10 protein-coding genes are annotated in these 12,200 nt (G+C 29.3%); 8 read left to right on the top strand and 2 right to left on the bottom strand.

All coding sequences use genetic code 11. The annotated features are described in order from the left end of the window. From WHD08_RS08265 to WHD08_RS08235, 7 genes are read left to right on the top strand one after another with little or no spacing between them, the layout of a single operon-like run. Positions 1-750 (top strand): glycosyltransferase family 2 protein, encoded by a 750-nt coding sequence (locus WHD08_RS08265; protein WP_208888563.1) that lies wholly within the window; start codon positions 1-3, stop codon positions 748-750. A 3-nt stretch (positions 751-753) separates the two neighbouring features. Next, complete coding sequence (locus WHD08_RS08260) at positions 754-1,677, top strand: NAD-dependent epimerase/dehydratase family protein (protein WP_208888564.1); 924 nt, start codon at positions 754-756, stop codon at positions 1,675-1,677. Positions 1,678-1,681: 4 nt separating this feature from the next. After that, entirely contained in the window at positions 1,682-2,656 is a 975-nt protein-coding gene (locus WHD08_RS08255) for an MraY family glycosyltransferase (RefSeq protein ID WP_208888565.1), read from the top strand. Beyond that, entirely contained in the window at positions 2,646-3,752 is a 1,107-nt protein-coding gene (locus WHD08_RS08250) for a DegT/DnrJ/EryC1/StrS family aminotransferase (protein WP_208888566.1), read from the top strand. Before WHD08_RS08255 ends, WHD08_RS08250 begins: the two co-directional genes overlap by 11 nt. A 31-nt stretch (positions 3,753-3,783) precedes the next feature. Then, positions 3,784-5,697 (top strand): polysaccharide biosynthesis protein, encoded by a 1,914-nt coding sequence (locus WHD08_RS08245; protein ID WP_208888567.1) that lies wholly within the window; start codon positions 3,784-3,786, stop codon positions 5,695-5,697. Positions 5,698-5,717: 20 nt separating this feature from the next. Further along, a complete protein-coding gene (locus WHD08_RS08240; protein ID WP_208888568.1) occupies positions 5,718-6,482 on the top strand; it encodes a polysaccharide biosynthesis/export family protein in 765 nt (254 codons plus the stop codon). A gap of 3 nt (positions 6,483-6,485) precedes the next feature. After that, positions 6,486-8,879 carry a GumC family protein gene (locus WHD08_RS08235; protein WP_208888569.1) on the top strand — a complete coding sequence of 798 codons (2,394 nt, stop codon included), beginning with the start codon at positions 6,486-6,488 and terminating at the stop codon, positions 8,877-8,879. A gap of 130 nt (positions 8,880-9,009) precedes the next feature. Here WHD08_RS08235 and WHD08_RS08230 read toward each other — a convergent pair whose 3' ends face one another. Next, on the bottom strand, positions 9,010-9,747 hold the full coding sequence (locus WHD08_RS08230; protein WP_208888570.1) for a tyrosine-protein phosphatase: 738 nt from the start codon (positions 9,745-9,747) through the stop codon (positions 9,010-9,012). A 154-nt stretch (positions 9,748-9,901) separates the two neighbouring features. Between WHD08_RS08230 and WHD08_RS08225 the strand changes: the two genes are divergently transcribed. Next, positions 9,902-10,753 carry an N-acetylglucosamine kinase gene (locus WHD08_RS08225; protein ID WP_208888571.1) on the top strand — a complete coding sequence of 284 codons (852 nt, stop codon included), beginning with the start codon at positions 9,902-9,904 and terminating at the stop codon, positions 10,751-10,753. Positions 10,754-10,901: 148 nt separating this feature from the next. Here the strand turns inward: WHD08_RS08225 and WHD08_RS08220 are convergent, their stop codons facing one another. Then, entirely contained in the window at positions 10,902-12,158 is a 1,257-nt protein-coding gene (locus WHD08_RS08220) for a UDP-N-acetylmuramoyl-tripeptide--D-alanyl-D-alanine ligase (protein WP_208888572.1), read from the bottom strand. Positions 12,159-12,200 lie beyond the last annotated feature (42 nt).

The following is a 12,200-nucleotide window of genomic DNA, read 5'->3' as shown; positions in this document are numbered from 1 at the left end:
ATGAAAATTTCCATAATAACAGTCTGTTACAATAGCGAAAAAACTATTGAAAAAACATTTAAATCTGTACAAGCACAAACATACAAGAATATAGAATACATTGTAGTAGATGGGGGGTCTAAAGATAGTACTATAGATTTAGTAAAGAAATATAAATCTATGATATCTCAATGGGTTTCTGAACCAGATAAAGGTTTGTATGATGCCATGAACAAAGGGATTGAAATGGCTACAGGAGATATTGTAGGGATTTTAAATTCTGATGATATTTTTACAGATGAAAAAGTACTAGAAAATGTAGCTAATTTTCATTTAAAAAATAAAAATATGGATGCTTCTGTAGGTAATATTTTACAATTTAATGAAGAAGAGAAAACGGTAAGAAAATATTCCGCTAAAAATTGGAATCCAGAAAAGCTGAAAATAGGTTTTATGCCTGCGCATCCAGCGATATTTTTTAAAAGAGATTTGTTCAAAAAATATGGACTTTACCATTTAGATTTTACCATTGGAGCAGATTATGAATTGATTACTCGTTTTTTCTTACAACATAAAATCACTTGGAAATTTTCTGAGATTACCACTACGTCTATGTTAATAGGTGGTGTAAGTAGTTCTGGTTTTAGTAGTTATCAATTAATTTCAAAAGAAATAAAAAAAGCATTGACCAGAAATAATATAAAATTTAGTTATTTAAAAGTACAGTTAAGAGGCTTTTGGAAAATAATTGGGTTTTTAAATAAAAAGTAATTGATGAAAAGTAATTTGCATATCATTACAGGAAATAAAGGTTTTGTTGGTCTTAATTTGATAGATTATTTTAAGAAACAGAAAAAAGAAATTGTTGGTGTATCTAGAACGCCAAAGAATGAAGAGCTTAGTTATGAAACTTTAAGTTTAGAAAAATTGAACCAAGCTAAGAGTTTTATTCATTTAGCAGGGAAAGCACACGATTTAAAAAAAACATCAGAAGACGCAACATATTTTGAAGTAAATACAGAATTGACTAAAACACTTTTTAATCAATTTTTAGAAAGTAATTGTGAAGTTTTTATTTATATGAGTTCTGTAAAAGCAGCTGCAGATGAAGTAAAAGGGCTTTTAACAGAAGAGGTAACACCAAATCCTGTTACGGTGTATGGGAAATCTAAATTAGCAGCAGAGGCTTATATTTTATCACAAGAAATACCTCAAAATAAAAGAGTGTATATTTTAAGACCTTGCATGATTCATGGTCCTAATAATAAAGGAAATTTAAATTTGTTGTACACTTTTGTATCTAAAGGAATTCCGTATCCTTTTGGAAAGTATGAAAATGCAAGATCTTTTGTTTCTGTCGAAAATTTATGTTTTGTTATCAATGAGTTGATAGAAAATAAAAACGTACCATCTGGTGTATATAATGTGGCTGATGATGCTTCTTTATCTACCACAGCTTTGGTTAAAATTATAGGGGATGTCATAGAGAAACCTGCTAAAGTTTTAAATATTCCAAAGTTTTTTGTGGAGGTTTTAGCAAAAGTAGGAGATGTATTACCATTACCTGTTAATTCTGAAAGGGTACAAAAATTGACAGAAAATTACGAAGTATCTAATGTAAAGATTAAAAAGGCACTTCAAAAAGAATTACCTTTATCAGTAGAAGAAGGAATCAAAAAAACAATAGCATCATTTTAAGTTTATGGAGAAGAATTTAATCGTTTTATGTATATTAATTGTAGCCTCTTTTGTGTATTTAAAGTTGGCTAATAAATTTAATATTGTAGACAAACCCAATGAAAGAAGTTCGCATACGAAAGTAACAATACGAGGAGGGGGAATTATTTTTCCGATTGCAATTCTATTATTCTTCTTTATGAATGATTTTCAATATCCCTTTTTTGTTTTAGGTTTGTTTTTAATTTCTTTTGTTAGTTTTTTAGATGATATCTACACTTTGAGTTCAAGAGTTCGGTTTCCTTTTCAAATAATTGCAATATCCTTAATCTTATTTCAAGCGGCGTTTCCTGTTTTTCCATTGTATTATTCAGTACTTTGTTTAGTGTTGGGGGTTGCAGTAATTAATATGTTCAACTTTATGGACGGTATTAATGGTATAACAGGTATGTATAGTTTGGCTGTATTGTCTGGTATGTATTTTATCAATTTAAATGAAGCGATTGTTCATACAGATTTAATTGTGTTTTCTGGTTTGTCTCTTCTTGTTTTTGGGTTTTATAATTTCAGAAAAAAAGCGCTTTTTTTTGCAGGAGATATAGGAAGTATTGCTATAGGAATGTTGCTCTTTTTTATCGGGTTTTTATTTGTTTTAGAATTGCATTCTCCAATATTATTATTGTTAATTTTAGTTTATGGAGTAGATACCGCTCTTACAATGCTGTATAGAATTATATATACGAAGGAAAGTATTTTAGATCCTCATAGGCACCATGTGTATCAAAAATTGGTTGATGTATCTAAAATATCACATTTAAAAGTTTCTTTGGGATATGGAGTACTTCAATTAGTAGTTAATTTTATCATCCTTAAAACCTATAAGTTAGATATGACAACTCAATTAGTAGTGTTTTTTGGTGTGATTATACTTTTTATTTTACTTTATATTTTCCTTTTTAGATTGCTAGCTAAAAAAGCAAAAATTAACAATGCAACATAAAATTCCTTTATCTGAGTCTCTTATAGATATTGATTTAAAAACTTCCTTTTCATCAATAGATATTGATGTTGTTGCAGAATTTGAAAAATCATTAGAGTCGTTCTATGAGGATCAGAAAAGTGTATTAGCAGTAAATTCGGGAACTTCAGCCATTCATTTGGCATTAATTTTAAGTGGCGTAGAAAAAGGAGATGAGGTTTTATGTCAATCATTAACGTATGTTGCTACTATAAACCCAATTATCTACCAAAATGCAACTCCTATTTTTATTGATAGTGAGAATGATACTTGGAATATGTGTCCTATTCAATTAGAATGCGCTATAAAAGATAGAATCTTAAAAGGGAAAAAACCGAAGGCAATTATTTTTGTCCATTTGTATGGTATGCCAGCAAAAATTGATGAAATAGTTGGTATTTCTCGTAAATACAATATTCCATTAATTGAAGATGCAGCAGAAGCTTTAGGAGCAGATTACAAAGGGAAGAAATGTGGTGCTTTTGGAGATTTTGGAATTCTTTCTTTTAACAATAATAAGATTGTATCTACTTTAGGTGGCGGAGCTTTAATCTGTAATACAGAAATAGAAAAAGAAAAAGCCTTTTTTCACGCTACACAAGCTAAGGAAAATGAAAGGCATTATGAACACAAAGTAATAGGGTATAACTACAGAATGAACTCTTTAGGTGCACTTATTGGAATTACCCAACTTAAAAAGCTGGATGCATATCTTAAAAAGAGACGAACAATTAATGATTTTTATAAAGAGTCTTTTAAGTGCTTTTCGGAAGTGTGTTTTTTAAAGGAACCGTCAATAGATTTTGTCTCAAACCATTGGTTAAGTTGTATTCTTTTAGAAATGAAAGAGGTTGCTAATAAAAAGTATAAACTGATGGATGTACTTAAGAAAAATAACATTGAAGTTCGTTTTTTATGGAAACCGATGCATTTACAACCTGTTTTTAAAGAGTATCCATACTATGGTGGCGAAATTGCAGAAAATTTATTTCAAAAAGGAATTTGTCTTCCATCTGGATCTACCCTCAAAAAAAATGATTTAATCAAAATTTCAGAATCCATTAAGAAATTTTTGTAGATTTGTAAAAAAAAAACTAGAAAACTAAAAAATGATAAGAACCTTTTTTCTACGAACCCTAAATAAATATGCGTCTAAGTGGCTAGTTTTATTGATAGACATATTCTTAGTTTTTACCTCTTTTTTTATCGCTTATTTTATACGCTTTAATGTAAGCTTCAATTTTAACTTCTCTAATTTATTAAATCAAATACCTTATGTTTTAGGTTTTGCGCTGATAAGTTTTTTAACAGTAGGCTCTTATAAAGGAATAATAAGACATACGGGTATTAGAGATGCTTTTAATGTATTTATTGCAAGTTCATTAGTCTGCTTGTTACTACTTTTGGCTGTAACTTTTAATGTTTTTTTTAAAGTAATCGATTCTTTTTACATTCCAAAATCCATTATTATTATTCATTATTTAGTAACTACATTAGTCCTTATTTTAAGTAGATTTATTTTTAAGGCCTTTTTTGAAGTCTTATCCACAGAATTAGATACAATTCATAATGTTTTGATTTATGGAGCAGGAGATTCTGGGATTATTGCTTTTAGTGCTTTAAACAGGGATAAAAAAAATAATTATGATGTTATTGGATTTATAGATGATAATAAAAATAAAATTGGAAAAAAAATAGATAGAGTTAAGATTCACAACCCTAAACATATTACAAAACAGTTTATAGAAAAACATGCTGTTGATGAAGTAATTATTTCTATCCAAAATATTAAATCCAATAGATTATTGGCGATAACAGATAAATTTATTGATTTGGATATTGACGTTAAAATAGTACCACCATTATCTAAATGGATAGATGGAGATTTAAATGCAAACCAAATTAGACAGATTAAGATTGAAGACTTATTAGATAGAGCTCCTATTATTATAGACAATCCAATTGTACAAAGAGAGGTAAATGATAAAGTTATATTAGTTTCTGGTGCTGCAGGATCCATAGGAAGTGAGATTTCTAGACAGTTAAGTTTGTACAATTGTAAAATGATCATCTTAATAGATCAAGCAGAATCACCCCTTTACGATTTACAACAAGAATTAATTCAAAAAGGAATTACAAACTTTGTAGCAATAGTATCAGATGTAAGAGATCGATTTAAAGTAGAACGAATATTTAAGAAATATAAACCGCAAAGAGTGTTTCATGCGGCAGCCTATAAACATGTGCCTTTAATGGAAAAATCGCCCTATGAGGCAATTAAAGTAAATGTATTGGGAACTAAGAATTTAGCAGATTTATCTGTTGAATATAAAATTGAAAGATTTGTCATGGTTTCTACAGACAAAGCTGTAAACCCAACAAATGTTATGGGCGCTTCTAAAAGAATTGCAGAACTATATATTAGTTGTGTTAGTAAGAAGTCTAAAAAAACAAAATTTACAATTACAAGATTCGGTAATGTTTTAGGTTCTAATGGATCCGTAATTCCATTATTTAAAAGGCAAATAGAAAATGGAGGCCCTTTAACGGTAACTCATAAGAAAATTACGAGGTATTTTATGACCATTCCAGAAGCGTGTAGTTTGGTTTTAGAAGCAGGTACGATGGGTAAAGGAGGAGAAATTTATATTTTTGATATGGGGAAATCGGTTAAGATTTTTGAAATAGCAAAAAGAATGATTTATTTATCAGGATTAAGATATCCAGAAGACATCGATATAAAAATTACTGGTCTAAGACCAGGAGAAAAGTTATACGAAGAGTTATTAGCAGATGGTGAGAATACAACAAAAACCTACCATGATAAAATAATGATTGCTAAGACTCAAAAAATTGATAATTCTATCGTTAAAATTAAAATTGATGATTTATCTCTTAATTTTGATAAACTAAATAATAGTGAGTTGGTGGCATTAATGAAAACGTTAGTTCCTGAATATGTTTCTAATAACTCGGAATTTGAGATATTAGATGTGAAACTTAAAGAAGTCAATATTAAATAGTATTTTCGCAAAAAAAAAAAATGAATAGAATTACAACGATTCTCTTTTTGTTAGTGATTGTAATGTCATCCTGTGTTTCTAATAAAGATATTGCATATTTTCAATTTGATGAGATTAACCAATCTGAGGTAAATAATAATTTTGAGACGATTTTTAAGCCTGATGATTTGTTACAAATCACCATTTCTTCAGATAATATTGAAGCAACTTTACCTTTTAATCTACCAGCTGTAACTTTTGGTACTGCAGGTACAGCAACAGGAACACCTAAACAACAGACCTATTTAATAGATAGTAGAGGTGAAATAGATTTCCCTATTTTAGGGAAGTTAAAATTAGGAGGGCTTTCAAGAGAAGCTGCATTAGACCTATTTAAACAAAAATTATCTCCCGACTATGTTGCTAGCCCAACGATTAACATAAGTATAGCAAATTTTAAAGTGACCGTATATGGAGATGTTAAAAAACCAGGTACGTATACTATACCTAACGAAAGAGTTAGCATCTTGGATGCGATTGGTTTGGCGGGAGACTTAAATATTTCAGGTAAAAGGGACAATGTGTTGGTGATAAGAGAGGAAAATAATAAAAAAGTGAAATATCGAGTGAATTTATTGTCCAATAAAACACTGTCTTCTCCCGTGTTTTATTTACAACAAAATGATGTGGTGTATGTAGAACATAACAAAGCAAGAATTCAATCAGCTTCTTCCAATTCGAATAGCACCTTAATTATATCCGTTACAAGTTTGATTATTACTTTAGTATCTATTTTAACAAGATAAAAAATGCAAATACATAAAGAAAATACAAGTTTTAAAAGTAATGAAGAAGGTGAAACTTTAAATATTCGTGAGGAGTTAGAAAAGTACTTGTTTCATTGGAAATGGTTCGTTCTTGGTGGGATTTTTTCACTTATTTTTGCATTTGTCTATTTAAGATATAGTACACCACAGTATAGTGCTTCTACTTCCATCCTGATAAAAGACAATCAAAAGTCAGGAATTTCAAAAGAGTTAGAGGCTTTTAAAGATATGGGGATTGTTGGTAGTGGTTCTTCTAATAATACAGACAATGAAATTGAAATTTTAAAATCTCGTAAAATTATTGGATCTGTTGTTGATACTCTAAATTTAACAACACTTTATTTCCAAGAAGGTAGAGTAAAAAGAACAGAGGTATATGATAATAACCCTATTAAAATAATATATGACACGGATAAAGAATCTTTAATTAAACAAGTAAAAGATACTTCTTTTACTGTTAATATTATTTCACAAAATAAGTTTGAATTAAAGGATTCTGAAGACATCTTTGTTTCTCATCATAAGTTTGATGAAATTGTAAATTCAGGTATTGGTAAGTTTAGGGTGAAACAAACCGATAACTTCAAATTTAAAGAAGCACATAAAATTTATGTAACTGTGTTAAAAAGAAGTAGTGTAATAGATAGCTACAAATCTGCTGTTAAAATTAGCAGTGTGGATAAAAACTCGAGCGTTTTATTGTTGTCTTTTACCCACCCAATTAAAGAAAAAGCAGAAGACTTTTTAAATGAACTGGTGACACAATATAATTTAGATGCTATTAAAGATAAAAGTGAAGTTTCTCAAAAAACAAAAACGTTTATTGATGATCGTTTATCTGCTATCGGGAAAGATTTGAATGAGATTCAAGACCGGGTAAAGGATTTTAAAACAGATAATAATATTACAGGTCTTTCTACTGAAGGAGAACTTGCTTTACAAACTGCTTCTTTAAATAATGAAAAATTAATTAATATTAAAACACAATTAAATATTGCAGAAGGTGTTTTAAAAAATATAAAAAATCAGTCTAATACAGACGAAACTTTACCACAAAATTTAGGCTTTTCGGAAGGATCTATTTCAGAATCTATCAAAGCATACAATGAATTAGTTGTTTATAAAAATCGTTTAAGTGTAAACGCTGGTGATAAAAACCCTCAAATAATACAATACCAAAAGGAGATTAATTCGTTGAAATTGAATTTAAGGAATAGTATTTCAAATTTAATTGCTTCGCTACAAACACAGTATGCTCAAATTAATACCGAAGCGAATAAAATAAACTCGAAAGTATCTGCAATTCCTGTTTTAGAAAGAGGCTATATTGATATTGAAAGAGAACAAGAAATTATATCTGGTTTGTATTCTTATTTATTAAAGAAAAAGGAAGAAACTGCCATTTCTCTCGCGGTTACCGTACCTAATGCAAAAATTATTGATGTTGCCTATAGTAATGGAATACCCGTTTCACCAAAAAGAAAAATTATTTTCTTAGGTGCATTGTTATTAGGAGTATTAATTCCTTTCATCATTATTTACTTGAAAGGCCTCTTAGATACAAAAGTACATACTCGAAAAGATATTGAAGAGTTAACCACAGTGCCTTTTCTTGGTGACGTTCCTCATTCTGACACCAAAGAGAAAATTGTGATTGGAAATGACTCAAGAACAAGTACTGCGGAGGCTTTTCGTTTGATAAGAACCAATTTAGATTTTATGTTGCCTCGTAAAGAGAATGATTTAGGAAAAACAATTTTTATCACTTCTACGACCAGTGGTGAAGGAAAATCGTTTATTTCTATTAACCTTGCAGCGGCATTGTCACTTTCTAATAAAAAAGTATTATTAATAGGCATGGACCTTAGAGCTCCTAAAGTTACAGAATATTTAGGGATACCAGAACGCAAAGGAATTACCAACTTTATTACAAACGAAAAAATATCTTTAGATGATATTAAATTTTCTATTCCAGAAATTAAAGGATTAGATATTATTGCATCTGGTGTTATTCCACCAAACCCTGCTGAATTGTTATTGCATTCTAAGGTGAAAGAATTATTTGAAGAGGTTAAAAAGGACTATGATTATATTATTGTAGATACTGCTCCAGTAAACTTAGTAACGGATACCTTATTGGTCTCTAAGTATGCAGATATGTTCTTATATGTTTCTAGAGCTAATTATTTAGACAAACGTATGTTAAATGTTGCGCAGACTTTATACAATGAAAAGAAATTACCAAACATGGCAATTGTTTTAAATGATACAGATATGACAAGAGGTTATGGCTATGGTTACGGCTATGGTTACGGTTATGGAAATGCGTATGTAGAAACCGTTAAGAAACCTTGGTATAAAAGAATATTAAGTTAATAAAATCCTCTGACTTTGTCATACTGAACTTGTTTCAGTATCTGAAGTCACCAAGACTTAATGCGCTCGTAAGAAGCTAAATAGAGATTCATATAAAAAAAGCATCCATTTGGATGCTTTTTTTGTTAATTTATATGAATTTTTTATTATTATCTAAGAGGTGCTTAATTTTTTCTAAATTCTTTTTAGTGCCTATCTTTTTTAGAAGTTCTAAATGATTGTTATGATGTGTGTCTGTACCAACAAAATCATATAAATTTTCTTTTAAAATCTTTTCAGAAATTTTTTGCACTCCTTTTCCATATTGCTCGGTAAGGGATAATAAATTTAACTGAAACATACATCCTGCTTTTTTTAATTTATAATAATGGTTAAAGTCATTGTGAAGAAAACTATAGCGTTCTGGATGTGCTAAAACGGGCTTATAACCTTTGACTTGTATTTCAAAGAGAATTTCATAAAGATTGATAGGCGCACTGAAATAAGACATTTCTACCAAAACATAATTGTCTTTTATTGTAAGGATGTCATTTTTTTCTAATAATTCAGAAAACTGCTCATCCATCATGTATTCTGCAGCTGCATTTATGGTAACATCTGTAATATTTTTTCTTTGCAGTGCTGCTTGTACTTCTCTAAGTTTGTCTTTTATAGTATCCGAAGAGTTTTGATAAAGGTCTCCCAATACATGAGGTGTTGTGATGATGTTTTTAATACCATAAGAGTGCATCTTAGTGATTAATGCTATAGAGGTTTCTATATTTTTTGCTCCATCATCTATTCCTGGTAGTAAATGTGAATGAATATCTACAAAACTATCTGGAAAAAAATTGATTAAAGGAATTTCTTTCTTTTTAAAAAAGATCATATCATTATTTTAATACAAATTTACAATAATTTAACGTGTTTCATAAATGTTATACTCAATCAAAATAAAATATTTAATACGAAAACGATTGAATATTGATTTCCTATTGTATATCAATTTTAGTTGTAATATCTTTGGGTAAAACAATATAATTATGATTTTAATTGCAGATGGAGGTTCTACAAAAGCAGACTGGATTGCTATAAATAAAAATAAGGAAGAGGCTTTTAGAACAAGGACACTTGGTTTAAATCCTGCTATAGTTCCAGCAGAAGAACTTTATAACAGAATCATTAACATGTTTCAATTAATTAATGTTAAAGATGATGTAGAAGAGATTCATTTTTATGGAGCTGGGTGTGGTACTCCAAAACCTATTCAGATTTTAAAAACTATTTTAGAATCTATTTTTGTGAATGCAAAAATAGTTATTTCAGAAGATATGTTAGCGGCTGTTTACGCGGCAACAGGTAATGATCCTGCTTTAGTTTGTATTTTAGGTACGGGGTCTAATAGTTGTTATTATGATGGTAAGAACATGGAGATGTTAGTACCTTCTCTAGGATATATTTTAATGGATGAAGCAAGTGGTAATTACTTTGGTAAAAAATTGATTATTGATTATTTCTATAACAATATGCCTGTAGAAATTGCTGAGAAATTTAAAGAAGAGTTTGATCTTGATCCAGATTATATTAAGAAAAATTTATACAGAGAACCAAACCCAAATATGTACTTAGCTTCTTTTGCGAAATTTATGTTCGATTTTAAAGAAGAAAAATATATTAAAGAAATTATTACAGCAGGTTTTCAAGAGTTTTTTAAATATAGAATTTTACCATACAACAAAACAGCAGAAACACCTATTTACTTTATTGGATCTATAGCACATTACTTTAGAGATATCTTAGAAGAAATGGCAGGGAAAAACAATCTAGTAATAACTGATGTTATACAAAGACCTATTGATAACTTATTAGAATATCATAGAAATAATATTAAATAATAATAGTGTCCGATTAAAAATATTTTTATCGAGATATTGCAGTCATAATATTCTAAATTATAACTCTTTTAGAATAAAGTTAGGTTTAGTCTTGATTCTTGTTTCTTAAAAGCGAAGCGGTCTTGTATCTTTTTATTGGATAATAATATCAACTAAGAATATCTAACAGTCTTTCTAAACGCATTCCTCTTGAACCTTTAATCAGAATTGATTGATGTTTAAGAGGATTGTTTTTTAGATGGCTTAACAAGTCTTCAAACGTTTTAAATAAAGAGTTCTTCTTTTTAGTTTGATAAAAATTTTCTCCAACAAAAAAGCAATGGTCAAAATGTAGATTTTCTACGAAGTCTACAATACTTTGATGTTCTTCTAAGCTCGTTTTTCCCAACTCGAACATATCACCCAAAATAACGGTTTTACTTTTTGCTTTAATTTCTTCAAAATTTTCTAAGGCAGCTTTCATGCTCGTAGGATTCGCGTTATAAGCATCTAAAATAATGGTATTCGTTGTTTTTTTAATGATTTGCGAACGATTGTTTTCTGGGATATAGTTTTCTATTCCAGCTTTTATTTCTTGATTAGAAACCTTAAAATGATCCCCAATGGTGCAAGCAACTGCAATGTTTGTATAATTGTATTTCCCGATAAGATTACTTTGTATTTCATTAGAATTTAAAGCTAATTTTGCAAACGGATTTACCTCCATAAATTGCAAACCTTCTAGAAACGGAATAGATTCTATATCCTTTGTTTTTTCTACTTGTAATAAATCTTGTGGGTTTATAAAGGCAGTCTTATTATGCTCTTTTAAATAGGTGTATAACTCACTTTTAGCTTCTATAACGCCTTCAATTCCGCCAAAACCTTCTAAATGTGCTTTTCCAAAATTGGTGATATAACCAAAATCAGGATTACAAATAGTACACAGAAAGGCAATCTCTTTTTTATGATTTGCGCCCATTTCTACAATGCCTATTTCAGTTTTAGGCGTCATAGAGAGTAGTGTAAGTGGCACTCCAATATGGTTGTTTAAATTTCCTTTGGTGGCACTCGTTTTATAGGTTGTAGATAAAACAGCGTTAATCAATTCTTTGGTTGTTGTTTTACCGTTACTACCAGTTAGTCCAATAATAGGAATGTTTAACGTTTTTCTGTGGTGTTTTGCCAATTCTTGTAACGTTTCTAAAACATCATCAACCAAAATAATATTAGAGTGGTTATTATATTTTTCTTCATCTACAATAGCATAAGAAGCACCTTGCTTTAGTGCTTCTGCAGCAAATGCATTTCCATTAAAATTATCGCCTTTTAAGGCGAAGAAAATAGTGTTTTTTCTAATAGTTCTGGTGTCTGTATCTACAAGAAAATGTTTGGTATATAATTGGTAAATGTCTTCGGTTTTCATCTTTTAAAAATAAAAAAACCTCACTGTAATACATACAGTGAG

The organism is Polaribacter sejongensis (assembly GCF_038024065.1).
GTDB lineage: Bacteria > Bacteroidota > Bacteroidia > Flavobacteriales > Flavobacteriaceae > Polaribacter > Polaribacter sejongensis.
This window is presented reverse-complemented; position numbering and strand designations above follow the sequence as displayed.